Source organism: Micromonospora cynarisoli (assembly GCF_030518815.1).
Lineage (GTDB): Bacteria > Actinomycetota > Actinomycetes > Mycobacteriales > Micromonosporaceae > Micromonospora > Micromonospora wenchangensis.
The window spans coordinates 4,174,323-4,191,915 of the sequence record NZ_CP130426.1 but is presented as its reverse complement, the minus strand read 5'-3'; the positions used below and the strand labels follow the sequence as shown (position 1 = coordinate 4,191,915).

Annotated in this window: 16 protein-coding genes; 8 read left to right on the top strand and 8 right to left on the bottom strand. The window is 73.1% G+C overall.

Going from position 1 to position 17,593, the window contains the following annotated elements; all coding sequences use genetic code 11:
- Window positions 1-82: 82 nt before the first annotated feature.
- Window positions 83-2,968, bottom strand: a complete 2,886-nt coding sequence (locus tag Q2K16_RS17955; protein ID WP_302738742.1) for an FtsK/SpoIIIE domain-containing protein — start codon at window positions 2,966-2,968, stop codon at window positions 83-85.
- Between the two features lie 226 nt (window positions 2,969-3,194).
- Between Q2K16_RS17955 and Q2K16_RS17950 the strand changes: the two genes are divergently transcribed.
- Window positions 3,195-3,758, top strand: a complete 564-nt coding sequence (locus Q2K16_RS17950) for a hypothetical protein (RefSeq protein ID WP_302746521.1) — start codon at window positions 3,195-3,197, stop codon at window positions 3,756-3,758.
- 3 nt (window positions 3,759-3,761) lie between these two features.
- On the opposite strand, the gene Q2K16_RS17945 is transcribed toward Q2K16_RS17950, so the two are convergent.
- From Q2K16_RS17945 to Q2K16_RS17915, 7 genes are read right to left on the bottom strand one after another with little or no spacing between them, the layout of a single operon-like run.
- A complete protein-coding gene (locus Q2K16_RS17945) occupies window positions 3,762-4,364 on the bottom strand; it encodes a hypothetical protein (RefSeq protein WP_302738741.1) in 603 nt (200 codons plus the stop codon).
- Between the two features lie 13 nt (window positions 4,365-4,377).
- Window positions 4,378-5,553, bottom strand: coding sequence for a M23 family metallopeptidase (locus Q2K16_RS17940; RefSeq protein WP_302738740.1), 1,176 nt, complete (start codon window positions 5,551-5,553; stop codon window positions 4,378-4,380).
- Window positions 5,550-6,098, bottom strand: a complete 549-nt coding sequence (locus tag Q2K16_RS17935; protein WP_302738739.1) for a hypothetical protein — start codon at window positions 6,096-6,098, stop codon at window positions 5,550-5,552. Before Q2K16_RS17935 ends, Q2K16_RS17940 begins: the two co-directional genes overlap by 4 nt.
- A 4-nt stretch (window positions 6,099-6,102) precedes the next feature.
- The gene (locus Q2K16_RS17930; RefSeq protein ID WP_302738738.1) at window positions 6,103-8,076 is read right to left on the bottom strand and encodes an MFS transporter; all 1,974 of its coding nucleotides are present in this window, start codon (window positions 8,074-8,076) and stop codon (window positions 6,103-6,105) included.
- 2 nt (window positions 8,077-8,078) lie between these two features.
- Window positions 8,079-11,933, bottom strand: a complete 3,855-nt coding sequence (locus tag Q2K16_RS17925; RefSeq protein WP_302738737.1) for an ATP-binding protein — start codon at window positions 11,931-11,933, stop codon at window positions 8,079-8,081.
- 49 nt (window positions 11,934-11,982) lie between these two features.
- A complete protein-coding gene (locus Q2K16_RS17920) occupies window positions 11,983-12,345 on the bottom strand; it encodes a hypothetical protein (protein ID WP_067302246.1) in 363 nt (120 codons plus the stop codon).
- Between the two features lie 13 nt (window positions 12,346-12,358).
- Window positions 12,359-12,673: a hypothetical protein gene (locus Q2K16_RS17915; RefSeq protein WP_302738736.1), complete on the bottom strand. Its 315-nt coding sequence runs from the start codon at window positions 12,671-12,673 to the stop codon at window positions 12,359-12,361.
- 356 nt (window positions 12,674-13,029) lie between these two features.
- Between Q2K16_RS17915 and folP the strand changes: the two genes are divergently transcribed.
- The 7 genes from folP (at window position 13,030) to Q2K16_RS17880 (ending at window position 17,590) form a co-directional block, all read left to right on the top strand.
- Window positions 13,030-13,917: a dihydropteroate synthase gene (folP, locus tag Q2K16_RS17910; RefSeq protein ID WP_302738735.1), complete on the top strand. Its 888-nt coding sequence runs from the start codon at window positions 13,030-13,032 to the stop codon at window positions 13,915-13,917.
- Window positions 13,914-14,273 carry a dihydroneopterin aldolase gene (folB, locus tag Q2K16_RS17905; RefSeq protein WP_302738734.1) on the top strand — a complete coding sequence of 120 codons (360 nt, stop codon included), beginning with the start codon at window positions 13,914-13,916 and terminating at the stop codon, window positions 14,271-14,273. The genes folP and folB overlap by 4 nt, the downstream gene beginning before the upstream one ends.
- Window positions 14,270-14,797, top strand: a complete 528-nt coding sequence (gene folK / locus Q2K16_RS17900; protein ID WP_302738733.1) for a 2-amino-4-hydroxy-6-hydroxymethyldihydropteridine diphosphokinase — start codon at window positions 14,270-14,272, stop codon at window positions 14,795-14,797. The genes folB and folK overlap by 4 nt, the downstream gene beginning before the upstream one ends.
- A 67-nt stretch (window positions 14,798-14,864) precedes the next feature.
- Window positions 14,865-15,341, top strand: a complete 477-nt coding sequence (locus Q2K16_RS17895; protein WP_302738732.1) for a DUF3180 domain-containing protein — start codon at window positions 14,865-14,867, stop codon at window positions 15,339-15,341.
- A gap of 100 nt (window positions 15,342-15,441) precedes the next feature.
- Entirely contained in the window at window positions 15,442-16,641 is a 1,200-nt protein-coding gene (locus tag Q2K16_RS17890; RefSeq protein ID WP_302738731.1) for an ABC transporter permease, read from the top strand.
- A 77-nt stretch (window positions 16,642-16,718) separates the two neighbouring features.
- A complete protein-coding gene (locus Q2K16_RS17885; RefSeq protein ID WP_088643875.1) occupies window positions 16,719-17,024 on the top strand; it encodes a hypothetical protein in 306 nt (101 codons plus the stop codon).
- 65 nt (window positions 17,025-17,089) lie between these two features.
- A complete protein-coding gene (locus Q2K16_RS17880) occupies window positions 17,090-17,590 on the top strand; it encodes a hypothetical protein (protein ID WP_302738730.1) in 501 nt (166 codons plus the stop codon).
- Window positions 17,591-17,593 lie beyond the last annotated feature (3 nt).

Below are 17,593 nucleotides of genomic sequence, written 5' to 3'. Positions count from 1 at the left end.
CGCCGACGGACATGAGACCTCTGTGTGGTAGGTCACCGGTGGTCCCCTCGTGGGTGGCCGTGGCGGGCCTCGTGGTGGTCGGTCACGGCTGGCCCTCCTCGTGGGTGGTCAGCTCCGGGCCTGGTGATGGTCGGTCACGGAGATCCGTCCCGTCGGCGAACGGCACCAGGACCCGGCCCCGGTCGTCGGCGTTGTCCCAGAGGACCACCCGGGCCGGCCGGGGACGCCACTGCACCGGATGCCCGAAGAGCGGGGCGAGCTGCGCACCCGGCACGTCGACGGCGGCCACCGCGGCGAGCTTTCCCACCTCGCCGTCCGGCTCCACCAGCCCGGCGAACGGCGGAACCGTCCGCCACCAGCCCAGCAGGTGCCGGCCCGCAGGCGGGCCATCCCGGAGCAGCACACGCAGCCGGTCCGCCGGCAGCTCCGCCGCCGGGGGCGTGTCCACCCCGAACACCACCAGGTAGGTCGGGTCGGTACCCGTCGGCACGGTCAGCAGACCCGGCCCGTCCACCACCGACACCCGATGGCGCTCGCTCAACTCGGCGGCGAGCGCGGCGGCCAGCTGCGCGGAGCCCTCGGCCAGCGGGGCGATCACGAACTCGGCGCCGCCCGGCGGGTGATGGGCGGCGGTACTGCGCGCGGCCGTCGCCAGCAGCGTCGCCGCCGCCGGGCCCGGCCCGAGGACGGCCAGGTTGCGGCCGGCCACCGGACCCAACGGCACCGCCACCGTCGTCCGGGCCACGTCCACCGCACGGCCCAGCAGCGCCGCCGGGGCCCCGGACCGACCGGCCACGGCGGCGCGCATCCGGGGATCGTTGCCCAGCAACGGCCGGGCCCAGCCCGCGAACACCACAGGCGGTACGGCATCCTCCGGCCGTGCGGCGAACAACCGGCGCCGCAACTCCTCGACCACCTCCGGTGCGTCGTGCGGGTCGGGGAAGCGGACCAGCCGCTCGTGCCCGCGCGTCGCGCCGCGTGGGCCACCCAGGCCACCGGCGGTGTTGACCACGGCACTGCCCACCGCCAGACCGGCGGCGGCGTCGTTGGTCGGCATCAGCACCGCACTGCCACCGGCGAGCGCCACCCGCACCGGGAACTGCCCCAGCACCGAGTCCCGGGGGGCCGGTCCCGCGCCGACACCCAGATCACCCGAGCCGGCCAGAACCAGGTGCACGCCGTACCCGCGCCCCGACCGGGCCAGCCCGTCCAACCGGGCCAGCACCTCGGCGGCCACCGGTTCCCGATCCGCTAGCAGCAGTGGAAAATTGTCGATGACGCAGACGACGCGCGGCAGCACCTGATGGTCACGCAACTCGGCGAAACGCTGACCGCCGGCCCGCGCCGCCGCCTCCTCCCGGCGGTGGATCTCCGCCGCCAACTGGTCGAAGAGGTCCCGCACGTACTCCGGGTCGGCGGCCATCCCCGCCGCGCGGACCTGCGGCACCCACGACCTGTCCCGCTGGGTCTGGAGGAACTCCACGAACGACTCCCCGGCACCCAGGTCAACCAGGTACAGGGCCAACTCGTCCGGGCCGTAGCGGGCGGTCAGGCCGAGCAGGGTGTTGGTCAGGAAGGCCGACCGGTCCGCGTCCGACCGGCCACTGACCAGCCAGTGCGGGGTCAACTCGGTGAAACCCACGGTGACCGGCCGGCCGCCGGCATCGCCCACCGTGGTGGACAGGCCGTCGACCGAGGAGGACGCCCAGAGCGGTGCGTCCGCGGGCGGTAGCAGCTCGGCGAGACCCAGCCGGGAACCCGCCTCCACCTGGTCGGCCAGCCGACGGCAGACGGCCCCGATCAGCTCCGGACCCGGGTCCTCGTCGACGAGGACGGGACAGTTCAGGCCCCCCGGCGCGTCGGTGCCCGGCCCACTGAACGGGCTCCCCGGCGGATCACCCAGCAACGCGTACGAGGTGCGCAGCCGTACCGGGGTGGCCTGCGGCAACGGTGGCCGGGCCGCCGGCCAGCCGGCGACCACCAGGTGCAGACCGGCACCCCGGCCCCGCTCGGCGAGCGCCACGATCCGCTCCAGGTCACTCGGCCCGGTCGGCCCGGGCAGCCCGGCGATCACCAACAGCAGGGTCCGGTCGTGCCGACGAGGCCGTCCGGCCCCGGGGGAGACCCACTGCTCGGCCTCGGCGAGCACCGCCCGCAGACCGGCCACGTCCGTCGCCGCAGGCGGGAACAGACCCGCGTCGGCGAGCGCGGTGAACGGGGCGAAGACGGCCCCGTCCCGGATGTCTGGTGTCCCGCTGTTCCGCGACGCGATGCTCGCGTCGTCGGTGACGGTGGCGCTCCGGGAAGCGGCTCCTGAGGTGCCGGATCGTCCAGCTTGTCCAGCGCCGGCCTTTCCGATGCCTGGGCCGGTGCTGGTGCTGGCCGGGCGGATGGTGGTGTCGACGGTGCCGGTGCCCGGTCGGGTGCCGACGCTTGCGGTGCCCGGCGTGGCGGTGCCCGGTGTGGCGGTGCCCGGTGTGGCGGTGCCCGGTGTGGCGGTGCTTGTGGTGCCCGGTGTGCCGGTGCCGTCGACGCCACGGACCAGCAGGCAACCCGCCGGAGTGGCCGCCAGCAGACGCAGCAACACGGCCCGGACGAGACCCGCCACCCGGGTGTCACGCACGTCCACGTCGAGGGTCAGGTGCGCCGAGCCGAGCAGCGGCACCAGCGCCGGGAAGCGTGCATCCTCCAGCGGGGCTGCCGTACCGATCCGGACGAAGGGCGGATGCACCTCACCACACGGGGTGTCCGCCGACAGGTCCTCCAGGGCGTCCCCGGCCCAGCCCGGGGCGAGCCGGGCGGCGGCGATCCGCAGCCGGTCCGCCAGCTCGTACTGGCGGCGCTGGTCGGCGGGGGCCGGACGGATCTCGTCGAGGACCGTGGCGGCAGCGGCAACGGTCGCGGCGGCCCGACGGTGCAGGGCTGCGGCGCGGTTCGTGCGAGCCTTCGGACCGGCCACCGCGCCCACCCCTCTTTCCGAGGTGCGTCCACCCCGCTGTTCGCGACGGGAAGCCTCCCCGACTGCAGACCGTATCCCAGCCCCGGCCGCTCCTCCGGGAAGCGCGGCGGCGGTGCGCCGGGCTTGTCGCACATCGCGGCGAACTCTCACCTCCCGGGGTCGTCCTGTCACGATCCGCAGCTTCCGGGGCATTGGGTACGGAGCGTTCAGCCGATAGCCTCAGGGGGTGGAATCAGTGCAGCCCCCCGCCGGTTCCCAGGTGTCCCGAGTCCCGGCGCAGCGGACCCCACCGGAGCACTCGGCACCCCCTGCGCCGCCGCCGGTGCCGCAGCAGCGTCCACCCCGCCGCCTCCGGACCGTCCTCACCGTCGTCGCCGGGGTGCTGGCATTGCTCTGCGTCGGCGGCGGGATCACCGGCTACGTGCTGTACGAGCGGGCCGCCACCCCGGACCGCAGCGCCCCGGACGTCGTCGTCGACAACTATCTGCGTGAGTTCCTGGTCAACGAAAACGACACCCGCGCCGGGCTTCTCGTCTGCAATAATGCGGATCTTGGCGCAGTAGCGGCTCTCCGTGAGGAGCTGCGGCAAAGAGAAAGCAACTTCAATGTTGTGGTGCGAGTTGGCTGGGGGCCGTTGACCAGGGTGGAAACGCCTCAGGGGGAGTCCGTGACGACAACTTTGACCATTTCCGGTTCGTCCAACGGCCAGCAGCGCAGCAGCCGTCGGGAGGACTGGACTTTCGACGTCATCGACATTCGTGACGGTTGGCGTGTCTGCGGTGCACGTAAGGCTGTCTGACAGCTATTCGATCCACAGCAGATGGACGGGGATCTCCATGGTGGTGGGCGGCTGTCCGCGCCAGGCCCAGCGGTACCACTCCAGTTCCGGCGTGACCCGGACGCAGATGTCACCGTCGGCACCGGAGTAGGACTCGGTCACCGCGCGTAGATCACGGTGTTCGACGGCGTCCTCGACGTGGACCACCCGCCTTCCGCTGACCGCGTCGGTCTCGAAGACCGGGGTGGGTGCCCGGTGCGTCGGCCCGTCCAGCGACACGAGCTGGATTCCCTGCTCGCGGACCGGGCCGGTGGGTACAGGCCGGTCACCCAGGGTCTCCACCCAGACCCGCTCCACGGGGACGAGCGGGGCGAAGACCTCCACCTGGTCGGCCTCCGCCCGGTACCACTCGTGCTCGGGGATGACCGGCACGTAGGTGCGGCTGCCCTGCACCACCCGCTCGTCGGCGCGCAGGTCTCCCCGCCAGCCGAGGCCGGGAAGGCCGACGAGGACCCGCCTGCCGCGCAGCTCGACCCGGCCGGTGGCGGGAACGATCTCGACCGGCCGTGGTGGAAGCGGTGCCCAGTCGGGCCGACCGGCGAACGGGTCCGGCAGTGGTCCGTTCATCGGGGCGACGGCCTCATGCCGAACCGTTCAGCGGTGCACCGCGCTGCCGCATGAACGGCACCGGGTTGATCCCGCCGGAGAAGCTGCGGTTGCTGTCGATGTGTACCTCGAAGTGCAGGTGCGGGCCGGAGGAGTTGCCACTGCTCCCTACCAGCCCGATCACCTCCCCGGCCTTGACGAGCTGCCCGGGGACCACCCGGGGCTTTTCGATCATGTGGCAGTACCGGGTGATGAAGCCGCCGGCGTGCAGGATGTCGACGAACCATCCGCACCCCCCCTTGCCGGGGAAACCGTCGACGTCACAGTTGCGGTTTCCACGGTGGTCCGGATCGCAGCGGGCCACCAGCACCCGGCCGGTGGCGGCGGCGTGGATCTCGGTTCGCTTGCGGGCACCGATGTCCACACCGTTGTGCCGCGGCCGGCTCGCCGTACGGAAGCCGGAGCCGACCCCGCCGTCGATCGGCGCGGTCCAACCGGAAGCGGCGATGGTCCGGGCGGAGGCCCGGTCGCACACCGCCTGCTCGGCGATCTGGACCGTGCGGGCAGCCCCGCCGGCGAGCGCGTTGACGATCTGACTGGCGACGTCCTCGTGCTTCGCGTACGCGTCGGGATAGGCGCTGATCTGCACCTTCTGCGCGGCCCGGGTCAGGGGCATGTGCTCCCAACCGTCGATCTTCAACAGCTTCTCGTAGAACTTGCGGGCCGCATAGTCGGGGCTCATCCGTTGGGTGACGCTGCCCCAGCCGGCCCGCTGCTGGAAGAGACCGAGAGAGTCGTGGTCAGAGCCGACACCCTCGTTCGGGATACCGCGGGAACCGGCGACGGTGCTGTTGGACAGGTTGCGCAGCCCCGACTCCTGCATCGCTGTGGCCACCGCGATCACCCAGCCCCGGGGTGGCACCTTCATGTCCTGACCGACCTTGATGATGACTGCGGCATTACGCATCTGGCTGGCCCCGTACGCGGACATCCGGGGCATCTTGCCGGTGACGTCGACCCGGTGTTCGTCATCGCACTGCTGCTCGTTCGACACCAGGGTCTCCTGGTCGCCGCCGAGATTGGTCAGGAAGAACGCGGCACTGCCGCCACCGCAGCAGAGCAACGCGAAAACGCCGGTCAGCGCGGCGGCGACGGCACCCGCCCGGACCCGGCGGCGTGGGGCACCGGTCGGTGACAGTTCGGCAGTCATTCCCGCTCCCAGTCCACGGCATCCACCAACCAGCGGCCGTCGGGGGCAACCAGTTCCAGCCGCAGCCGTCCGCCCTCCAACGGAACCAGTACCTCCGTGAAGACCGCCGTCCGGGGACGCAGCGTCGGGGTGCCGGCGATCTTGACGGCAGGCACTCCGGCCGGGTCGGCACCGGTCAACTTCTCGGTGAGCTCCGGCGTCGACATCGGCCGCAGAGCCGCCTGCCACTGCTCCGCAGTGGTGGTGGACCCGCCCAGCCAGGCAGTGGTGAACCGGGTGGCCGTCTGCTCGGGGCTCAACTCGCCGGGCCGGGTACGCGGCGACTCCGGGACCGGGGTGGCGATGACGCCGTCGTCACCCTCCTCTGGATCGACGGTGGTGATTGGCTCCCGTGGGCGGCTGCTGAGTCCCGCTGCGAAGTCGTCGGGACCGGACACCAGGCGGGCCGTGCCGATCACCCCGAGCACCAGCACGGCGATCACGAGCGCGATGCCGATCCGTGACCGGATGAGCCGCGTGAAGAGAAGTTCGACCGCTCGCCGCATCGCGTCACCTGGCCTCGGAGCGGATACGGGGGCTGGGCTTCACGGGTGTCGGTGCCGGCGCGGCGGAGTCGGGTCGGTAGACCACGAAGGACGGGGCCTCCTCCGGCACGTCCGGCTCGGTCCAGCCCGTCGGACGACGTCGGGGGCGGGGTGCGGCCGTGGGCCGGCTGCTCTCCCTCGCCGGTGGCTTCGCCTCGGTCTCGTCGACGCGTTCGCGTCCATCCGGGCGCTCGCGCTGCGCCGGCGTGCTGACCGTCGAGTGGCTCGGATCCTCCCGCCTGGCCTCAGGACGTAGCGTGGCCGGTTCCAGCGCGGCCCCGCGCCCCCGGGTGAGCTTCGGCTCGGCCGTACCCCCCGGCTCGACCACGTCGAGTCGGGCGGCGACGCGCATGTCCCGGAAGAACCGGCGGTGCCACGACCCGGCCGAGCCGACCGCCTCACTGCTGTCCTTGCCACCGAGCTGGGTGATCCTCCGATAGGGCCGGAGCAGCAACCAACCGACCACACCGCAGAGCCAGACCAGCACCACCTGGAGCCAGCCCGGCAGGGTCGGAGTGCTCATGATCAGGTCGACGGCGAACAGGTAGATAGCCGCTCCGGTGCCGAAGATGGCGATGTTGAACACGGCAGCGACCACGGCGTTCGCCAGCCGCCGCAACCCGGCGCTGGCCGGGCGGAGCAGGCCGATCGTGCCCAGGATCGGAGCGGCGATGACCGCCCACCGAAAGATCATGAACCCGAGCAGCACTAGGAGCGAGGCGGTGAGGTCGAACATGGCGAAGAGCAACGCGGCCAGGACCGCGATGAACCCGGAACCGATCCGGTCCATGTCCCGGCTGCCCTGGAGATACTCGTATGCCTCAGGATCCTCGGTCTTGATCTGCTCGGCGACCGTCATCCACTGCTGCTGCTTGGCCTTGATGGTGGCGTCGCGGGTGGCGGGATTCTCCCGGAGCTTCTCGGCCTCCTCCCACGAGAGCGACTTCGCATCGTAGAGGGCCGCCCCGTACTTCTTGGCCGTCTCGCTGTCCGCCGAGCCCAGGACCCCGCGCAGCCAGTTGCGGTACAACATCGATTCGGTGGCGGTGTCACTGGCGCGAACGGCCGGGGGGCGGCTGTCCTTGCACGCATCGGGATTCGGATCGTCACACTGGTCCGCCGGTGTGTCGCGTGCTGCCGGACCGATTGCGTCATGGACGACGCCCAGTGAGGTGATGAGGGTGCCGTCGGCGATGTTGGCGGACTTCACCGGCCAGGCGGCCAGCGCGGTCACCGCGACCATCACCAGCAGCGCCCAGCCTGCGGTGGTCATCGCGTTGCTCATGTCCGACTGGCGGGAGCGCCAGAGCAGGTAGAGGCCCACCACACAGAGCGTCACGATGCCGAAGACGCTGAACACCTTCTGGTAGACGGCCTTGGTCGCCTTCTCCACCAGCGGGTCGGCCCAGTTCCACATCGACCGCGGATCCCAGGCGCGTTCCCGGAGCGCGTTCGAGGCACCCACCACGGCGGTGGCCATCATCAGTTCCCCGTTGGCGACGGTGGTGGTGAACTTGTAGTCCGGATGCAGGACGGTGGAGGCGCAGCCCCCCTCCACGTCGTACGTGTTGAAGCTGTAGCCGCCGTAGCCGTAGTCGCTGTAGAGGCCCTTCGGCCCGGGGAGCTTGGACGAGTCGGGGCGGGAGGCGAACCAACCGGCCAGGCCGGAGTCCGGGGCCGACGGCACCGGCGGCTTACGGCAGTCCACCTCCGTCTCGCTGACCTGCTTGAGCTTGGCGACGCAGGCGCGGAAGTCGGCCTGCCACTCCTTCGTGGTGCAGAGGTCGGCAGCCGCCTGTGCCGTCAGGACGGCCTGGGCTGTGACAGGGGTACGGGCGTACGCCGGTGTGGCCCCGACCACCGGCCAGGCGATCGTGGCACCGGCGAGTACGCCGAGTGCGAGGAGGAGCGCCGTGATCCGTGCCCGGGCCCTCGCCATTGTCACGCCTCCAGATCAGCCAGGACGGTCGGCAGTATCCCGGCGGCCTGGGCGACCGCGGCGGGGGTGGTGTCGAGGTGATCCAGCAGCCCCTCGACGTACGACACGTCGACCCGGACCTTCTGCACCCGGCCGTCCACGTCCCGCATGACGAACTCGCGGAAGCCGAGCCGGGTGGCGGAGGTGGTGTCGACGGCGGACAGGGAGGCCAGGGTGGCCTCGTAGCCGTCGTCGACCGGCACGCGGAGCAGCCGGAGCGCCTCGGAGGCGATCTCGGTGTCCTCGGCGATGCGGCCGACGAAGACGGTGGAGACGAGGTTCTGGACGTCCAGGCCGAGGATGTCCTTCGGGTTCTGCGAGGCGACCAGGGCGGCGAGGTTCCACTTGCGGGAGTCGCGGGCGAGGCGGACCAGGAAGGACCGGCCGGAGCGCCAGCCCTCCATGAAGTGTGCCTCGTCCAGACCGACGAGCTTGCGCGAGGACATCGACCCGCCGTAGCAGCGGCGGACGGCGAGGCGGTGGGCGGTGTGCAGCATCGGCAGGGCCAGCGCCTCCTCGGCCGACCAGTACTCGCGTTCGATCTTGAGGTCGGGCAGGCGGAGGCCGGCCATGGTGATCACGGTGAGCGCCGCGCCGGCGCCGAGCAGCCCCTCCGGTGGGCGGCCGAAGAAGAGCATGGCCAACGGCATCTCTGCGGTGTCGAGCAGCAGGTGGGCCAGTTCCCGGCCGGCGTCGTCGTCGAGCCCCTGCAAACAGGTGACCACGTCGTCCAGGGTGGACGTCTCCTCGGCCGGCACCTGGCGTACCGCGTGCCGGAACAGGGTGGCGGTGGACGCCTCCCGGGCCACCTGCGGCGGCACCAGCATCATGCAGATGTCCTGCACCAGCATGCGTCGCTCGGCCCGGGCGTTGGAGACGGCGATCTCGAACTCCCGGTCGCCCGCCGCCCCGGAGGTGAACTCGCTGCGCAGGGGGGTGGGGATGAGCGCGTACGGGGCCAGCGTCCCCGGTTCCGAGCCGGTCAGGTTGAGCACCCGGGCGTACGGCTTGAGTTCCGGCATGGCGCAGAGCCGGGCCAGCGGACCGGACGGGTCGAGCAGGGTGACCTGCACGCCCCGCCGGGCGGCCAGGTAGCCGAGCGCGCCCAGCAGGGTCGACTTGCCACCACCGGGTTCGGCGACGAAGACGGCGAGCCCGGAACGCTCGCGTACCTCCATCGGGAAGTGCAGGTCGAGGAAGACCGGCCGGCGGCAGGTCCCGGCGGTACGCCCGATCAGGTCGCCCCGGCGGTCGCCGACTGTCGACGCCGCCTGGGGGAGCGCGGCGGCCAGCAGCGGCACCGGCATCCGGCGGACGTAACCGGTGTTGGCGATCGGTTCGCCGGGGATGAACTCCCGCGCCAGCCAGTCCTGGTTCTTCGGGTGTTGCAGGGAGATGCGCAGTTCCCGGGAGTAGAGCTGGATGAGCCGGCGGGCCCGTTCCATGCACTCCTCGCGGGTCCGGCCGCCCACGGCGATCCGGTGCCAGCCGTGTGCCCGGGCGGAGTCCACAGGCAGTCCGGTGGTCATCTCGTCGCCGATCACCAGCGCCCGCTTGGCGAGCCGTTCCAACTCGGGCGGGGCGTCGATGCCGTGCTCGGCGTAGTCGAGCTGCTGCGACCGGATCATCCGCAGCCGGTGTTCGAGGTTACGGAAGGAGTCGCCGGAGCCGAGGATGTCGACCCGGGTGGAGATCTCCATCGGCCAGGGCAGCCGCTCGTGGAAGTGCAGCCACGGCTCGTGCCGTTCGGGGATCTCCAGCGGCTCCATCCGGCCGACCGCGAGCACGGCCACGTGCCGTTCCTCGCCTGTCATCCGGTTGACCAACTTGACGGTGGTGCCGTACGGGGTGCGGTAGCGCTCGACCTGTTCGGTGAGGGCGAGCAGGTCACCTCGTTCCCACCGGCCGTTGGTAACCGGGGAGAGCGCGCCGGGCGGGGCCATGCACAGCGCCACCGAGCGGTAGAGCAGCCATTCCAGCTCCTGCGCGGTGACCCGCCGGCCCCGCATGCCGAAGCTGCCCAGCACCTCGTCGAACTGTTCGACGGTCCGGCCCAGCTTGCGCCGTTCACCGTCGGCGGTGCCCCTGCCGAAGGCGCGCAGCAGGCGTTCGGTGAGGGAGTCGCCGAGGGAACGACGGGCGAAGGTGACCCCCAGGTAGGTCTGCCCCTCGGCGTGGTTGACCGACATCAGGTGCTGCTGGGCGGCGACCAGGTGGTCGGCCCAACCGGGCGTGCCGGGGACGTCGGGCAGCGGCGACGCGGTGTGCGCGTCGATGGTGCGGGCCCACTCGTCGGCGGGGAACGGCCTGGTGGTACGGCGCAGGTGCAGCCGGAAGCCGGCCAGGCCGGCGTACTGCTCCGAGATCGCGGAGAGCAGGGCCTCGCGTTCGGCGTCCGGGCGGAACGCCCACCGCACCTCGGGAAGCCAGTACCAGGCGGTGACCGTGTTGGGGGTGAACGTCAGGTGCCCGGCGATCTCGGTGATGGCCAGCTCGATCGACGGGTCCCGGTCCCCGAACTTGATTTTCGGTGGGCGTACCCGGACCGGCTTGGTCGCCGCGGTACGGCGGCTCGCCGCGCGTTCCCGGGGCGTGGCCAGTTCCCGGGAGCCGGGGTCCGTCGGCGTGACCCGGTCGGCGTCGACGGGTGCGGGCCGGGCCGGTTCGGCGGCCAGCGCGCCGGCCGGGGCGACCACGGCCTCCGCCCGGATCGGTTCGGCCGTGTCCGGCCAGGCCGGCTCGACGTCCTCCGGCCAGGCCGGCTCGACGGGTTCGGGCCAGGCCGTGGTCGGGGGCGCCGGGGTGGGTCGGGGTCGGGGGGTCAGGGTCGCGTCCCGCCGGGACTGCCCGGCGTTCTCCCGCCGTGCCTGGTCGGCGGCCTCGCGTCGGCTCCGCTCCGTCGCCTCCCGCCGGGCCGTCTCGGCCGTGTCCCGACGGGCCTGCTCGGCGGCCTCGCGCCGGGACTGCTCCGCAGCCTCCAGGCGGGCCTGTTCGGCCTCGCGTTCGGCCTGCGCGACCGCCTCGCGGTGGGCCAGCTCCGCAGCGTTGCGTTCGGCCCGTGCCACCGCCTCGCGATGTGCCGCCTCGGCGGCCTCGCGGCGGGCCGCGTCCGCCGCGGCCTGTTCGGCGGCCTCCCGGCGGGCCTGCTCGGCGGCCTCGCGCCGGGCCCGGTCGGACGCCTCCCGGGCCCGTTCGGTGGCCTCCCGGCGGGCGCGCTCGGCCGCCTCCCGCGCGGTGAGCGGCTCGCCGGTGTCCCGGGGGAACAGGTCGGTGGGGACCCGGCGCGGTGGCCGCTGCGGTGCCCCGGCCGGCCGGTCGTCGGTCGGGGCCGTCGCCGACCGGTCGCCCTGCTGGTGCGGGACGCGGGTACGCGCGGTCCGCTCGGCCGGTGGGGCCGCCTCGATGGCCGCCGGAGGTGCCTGCGCCGCGATGGCCGGCGGCGCGGGGGCCGGTTGGTGCGGCACGGGTCGCTGCTCCCGGCCGGGACCTCGGCGCGCGGGGGTGCCGGGCGAGGGGGCGGTGCCGGGGCGGGGGCCGCCACCGAAGAGGTCGAGGAAGGGGGAGTCGATGTCGGTGCCGTCACCCACCAGCATCGGCGCGGCAGGCGTCGGCTCGGCCGGGGGGGCGCTCCGGCCGGGGCCGGGCCGGGGGGCCTGGAAGACCCCCACGCCGCCCTGCCCCGGGCCGGTGAGCAGGGACGGGTCGTACGGCTCGTCGTCCCGCAGCTCCTCCTGCGGGTAGTCGAACGACCGCGCACGGTTACCGTGTGGGGCGCTGTGTCGTCCGGCCGGGAAACCCGGCGTGGAAGAGCGACTCATTCGACCGCCTCACCCGTGTGGTCCGACTGCCCGGTTCGGGTACGCCCCGTCATGCCAGTTCCTCCCGGATCCTGATCCGGCTGCCGACCAGGCGGGGGTCCCGCAGTTCGGCGGCCGGTTCCCGGGTGCGTCGCCAGTCGGTGAGCGCGGTGCGGATGACCATCCGCGCCGGCCGGTCCGGGTCGACGTACCGGAAGATGAACGAGGTGCTCACGATGGCGAGCGCGATCTCCCAGGCGGGAAAGAGCTCAACCTGCAACGTGAACAGCCAGTGGATGAACATGTAGAGGGGTACGAGCAGCATGAACAGTCCGTACTGGGCGTACGGCAGGTGGACCGGAAGGGTGTATCCGGGCGGCCCGAGGTAGACCAGGCGGGCCCGGTAGATGTCGTCGTCGGTGCGCAGCCGCATGTCTCGCCCGCGCCTATTCGAAGATCAGGTCGATCAGGTAGTCACCGACGAAGAACAGTGTGGCCGCGCCGGCGATGAAGGCCAGCCCGACGATCGCGATGGCCGAGCTGGTCAGCACCTTGGAGATCTCGCCCCGGCTGGCCCGGCCGATGAAGATGACCCCGAGCACGGCGAGCAGGATGGGTGCGATCTTGCTGGCGAAGAAGGTGACGACACCGTTGGTGTCGATGCCCTTGGGGGCCGGTTCGGCGAGTGGCGTCGTCGCCAGGGTGTGCAGCACCTGCGCGACGCCGGAAGACGTCGTCTCCATCAGCTCGAAGGCGATCACTGGAACCTCCCCATAACGCGGCCGGCGGTGCCGCGGTGGTGCAGTAGGCAAGCCTGGCGGGAATGTGCTCACTTGTGCACGGCGTCGGTGACGCGGCGCGGGCTCCTCACCACGGAGAGTGGCGAGATTTGGGGGGATTTTCCCGCTTTGGCCCTCCCTCCAGGCTTCGCCATCTCTTGATGCTGGGCAATTCCACAGCGTACGGGCCGCCCCCCTTTGCGACAAGCCGCGAAGAGTCGGCCCGATTCGACCCGGAAGACCGATCGTACACGTGTTCCAACAGGCACGTCAGGGTGGCCGTGGGAGGGCTGGCGGGGGCCCCTGGAGCGGCCCGACGCGACCGGTACCGTCTAGTCGTGACCGATCTGGTACGGGCGCAGGCCCCGGTGGTGATGGGCGTCCTCAACGTCACCCCCGACTCCTTCTCCGACGGCGGCCGGTACGCCGACCTCGACGCCGCCGTCGCACACGGTGTGCGACTGCACGACGAGGGCGCGCACCTGGTCGACGTCGGAGGCGAATCCACCCGGCCGGGTGCCGACCGGGTCGACCCCGGCACCGAGGCGTCCCGGGTGCTGCCGGTGATCCGTGAACTCGCCGCCGCCGGGGTGCCGGTCAGCATCGACACCACCCGCGCCCCGGTCGCCGAGGCGGCCGTCGTCGCCGGGGCCGCCGTGGTCAACGACGTCTCCGGCGGGCTGGCCGACCCCGACATGGCCCGGGTGGTCCGTGACGCCGGCTGCCCCTGGGTGCTGATGCACTGGCGGGGACACTCCCGGGGGATGCGCGGGCTGGCCAGCTACACCGACGTGGTCACCGACGTCCGGGCCGAACTGGCCCAGCGGGTCGACGACGCGCTGGCCGCCGGGGTGGCCGCCGACCGGCTGGTGATCGACCCCGGGCTCGGCTTCGCCAAGACCGCCGCGCACAACTGGGAACTGAGCGCCCGCCTGCCCGAACTGCTCGACCTGGGGCTGCCGCTGCTCTTCGGCGCCAGCCGCAAGTCCTACCTGGGCCACCTGCTCGCCGCCCCCGACGGCACCCCCCGGGACACCGACGGCCGGGCCGCCGCCACCATCGCCACCAGCGTGCTCGCCGTGGCCGCCGGCGCCTGGGGGGTCCGCGTACACGACGTCCGGGGCACCACCGACGCGCTCGCCGTCTGGTCGGCCACCGGCCGCCCCCGGCTCGCCGCCACAGGCAACGACCCGGCCCCCACCGGCCGGACGGAGGGAGGAACGTGACCGACCGGATCGTCCTGACCGGACTGCGGGCCCGGGGCCGGCACGGCGTCTACGACTTCGAGCGCGCCGAGGGCCAGGTTTTCGTGGTCGACGCCGAACTCGAACTCGACCTCGCCCCGGCCGCCCGCTCCGACGAGGTGACCGACACCGTGCACTACGGCGAGCTGGCGCAGCGGCTGGTCGCGGTGGTCACCGGCGAACCGGTCAACCTGATCGAGACGCTGGCCGACCGGCTGCTCGCGGTCTGCCTGGCCGAGCCGCTGGTCACCGCCGCCACCGTCACCGTCCACAAGCCCGAGGCCCCGATCCCGCACACCTTCACCGACGTGGCCGTCACGATGCGGCGTACCCGGTGACCCGGGCGGTGTTGTCGATCGGCAGCAACCTGGGCGACCGGCTCGACCACCTGCGGGCCGCGGTCGCCGGTCTCGGTGACGCGGTGCTGGTGGTCTCCGGCGTCTACGAGACACCCCCGTGGGGCGACGCCGACCAGCCGGCGTACCTGAACGCGGCGGTCATGGTCGCCGACCCGGCGGCGGCCCCGGACGACTGGCTGGCGCGGGCGCACGCCGCCGAGACCGCCGCCGGCCGGGTCCGCGACCCGGCCCGCCGGTACGGGCCGCGCACCCTCGACGTGGACGTCGTGGCCGTCTGGGACGACGACGGCCGGCCGGTGCTCAGCGACGACCCCCGGCTGACCCTGCCGCACCCCCGCGCCCACCAGCGCGCCTTCGTGCTCCGGCCGTGGATCGACATCGACCCGCACGGGCGGCTGACCGGGCACGGCTGGCTGACCGACCTGCTCAACGCCGAACCGGTCGCCGGGGACGCCCTCGAACTGACCCCCCGCCCCGATCTTTCGTTAGAGTCGGACACATGAACCAGTGGAGCCGGCCGGTATGACGCCGTCCCGACCGTCCCGTGACCGGGAGCCCGACGGGTCGAGGATGGGTCCCACCCGGTTCTCGACGCTGCTGGTCGCCGCGCTCGCCGCCGCCGCCGTGGCCTGGTTGCTGATCAGCAGCTTCTACTACAGCGGCATTCCCCGGCTGCCCTGGCTGCCGGTGGTCACCCTGGCCGCGCTGGCCGTGCTGGAGGCGTACGCGGCGGTCAACACCCGTGGCCGGATCGAACGCAAGCCCGGCCGGGAACCGGTCAACCCGCTGCTGGTCGCCCGGTTCGTGGTGCTCGCCAAGGCGTCCGCGCTGGCCGGGGCGATCTTCCTCGGCTTCTACGCCGGGCTGACCGGCTGGCTCTTCGTCGAGCCGACCAACGCCGCCATCGAGGACCGGCCGGCCGCCGGGGCGGGCACCCTCGCCGCGCTGGCCCTGGTCGCCGCCGCGCTCTGGCTCGAACGTTCCTGCCGGGTCCCCGAGTCCGACGACGACGCCGACGACCGGGCGGACCGACCCGGGCAGCGCTGACAGGGGTTACGTCCGCCCCCGGCGCGCGGGTACGGTGCCTGGCGACCGGAACACAGTCAGCCGTCACCGGTGACGGCCGGTCACCTGGGAGGCGCACCGCATGGTGTACGACGAACCGGGCCGGACCGCGTCGGCGGAGACGCCCGAGACTGTCCTCGACGACCCGGCGCAGGGGGAACCCGGCCGGGACCGGCTCGGCGTGCACGTGGTCTGGGAACTGGTGCTGCTGCTCGCCCTCGCCGCGCTGGCCTACCTGCTGTGGCGGGAGGACCCCGACGCGCTGCGCGGGGCCGGCCTGCGGCGGCTGCTCGTCGACGCGGTCGCGCTCGGCCTGCTCGTCCTCGCCGCCGGGCTGAGCCTGCGGACCGCTGCGGTGAACCTGGCGATCGGCCCGGTCGCGCTGGCCGCCGCGCTGCACTTCGCCGAGCAGGGCGACCGGGGGGTGTCCACGGCGGTCGTCCCGGCCCTGGTCGCCGCCGCGCTGGGCGGGCTGGCCCTGGCCTGGGCGGTGGTGGTGCTGCACGTGCCCGGTTGGGCGGCCAGCCTCGCCGCCGCCGCCGGGGTGATCGTCTGGATCGAACGACGGGACCTGCCGGTGGTGGTGCAGGCCGACTACGACCCCCGGCGCAACGCCTACTACCTGTTCGCCGGGTTCGCCGCGGTGGTCGTCCTGCTCGGCGCGTTCGGCGCGATCCGGACCGTACGCCGGCTGGTCGGCCGGTTCCGGCCGGTGGCGGACCCGGCCCGTCGACGCGGCATGACCGCCGCCCTGGTGACCTCGTCCGCGCTGATCGCCTCGACCGTGGTGGCGATGCTCGCCGGGGTGCTCGTCGCCGCCAACGCGGACGGCCCGGTGACGCCGACGTCGGGACTGGACTGGACGGTGCTCGCGGTCGGGGTGTCCATGTTCGGCGGCACCAGCGCGTACGGCCGGCGGGGTGGGATCTTCGGCGCGCTCCTCGCGGTCGGCCTGGTGGTGACCTACCTGACCTGGGCGGACGACGTTGGTGCGCCGACCGACCGGTGGGCCGTCGGGGGGACGGCACTGGCCGGTGGGCTGCTGGTCACCCGGCTGGTCGAGACGTACGGCCGGCCCCGCAGCGTGCCGGGCGAGCCCGTCGAGCTGCCGCCGGTGCGGGACGGGGCGATCAGCTCCGGGTGGTCGATGCCCCCGGGCGGGGAGGCGCGCAACTGGACCCCGGCCCTGCCGGAGCGGACGACCGACGACACCCCGCCCGACCCCTGGGAGGCCCCCCGCTGGCAGAGCGCCCCACCCCGCTGGGACGCCGGCGAGCGGTGAACGCCCCGGTGCGGCTCCCGCTGCGGGCGGGCGTGGACGACGGGCCGACGACGATCTCGCCGGTTAGGCTCGCGGGCATGACCGAGACTCCTTCCGCCGGCACCGGCCACACCTTCGACCAGCTCGACGCCCTCTCCACCGAGGAGCTGCGGGAGCGGGCCTTCGCGCGGGCCCGGGAGCGGCGGGACGTCGGGTTCTTCTGGTCGGTGCTGCGGCACCTGCCGAACGCCGACGAGGCCGCCGCGCTCGACGGGGCGCCCAACTCGGTGGGGCCGACCATCGACGAGGCGGCGGCGCTGTGGCGGGAGCTGACCGGACACGGCTACGAGGAGTCCGCGCCGCTGTTGCGGGCGGCGTTCATCGACTACCTGATGAAGCACTGAGCGGGCGACCCGCCGGGTGGTGGGAGAGGTTTGCCGGCCGTGGCGGGTCGGGAACTTCCCGCCGCATGGCCCTCACCCGACGCCCCCGCACCGTGCAGGGGTACGGCACCGCCGCCGGCACCGGCACCCTCGCCGCGCTGATCCTCGTCGGCGTCTGCGGCAGCCCCTGGTACGTCGGCTGGGCCGAGGCCCACACCGATCCGAACTCCGCCGGGGGCTGGTACCTGCGGCTGCTCGCCTGGCCCGCCTGGCGGGTCGAGTCGGCTGACCCGGAGCACGGGGTGCTCGCCACCGACCTGCGGGCCATCCTCCTGCTGCTGTTCGCCGGGGGCCTGCTCTACCTGCTACCCGCCGGTCAGGTGGCCCGGGTGCCCGGGTCGGCCAGCCAGTTCTTCTCCGGTTGGGCCGCGTACACCCTGGCCGCGGCGGCGGCGACCCTACTGGCGGCGCTGCTCACCGTGGACGGTCCGTTGCTGGCGGCCTTCGAGACCACCGGCACCGGGGCCGGCTACGGCTTCTTCGCCGGGTGGATCATCGGGCTGGCCAGCCTGGGCGGCCGGGCCTGACCG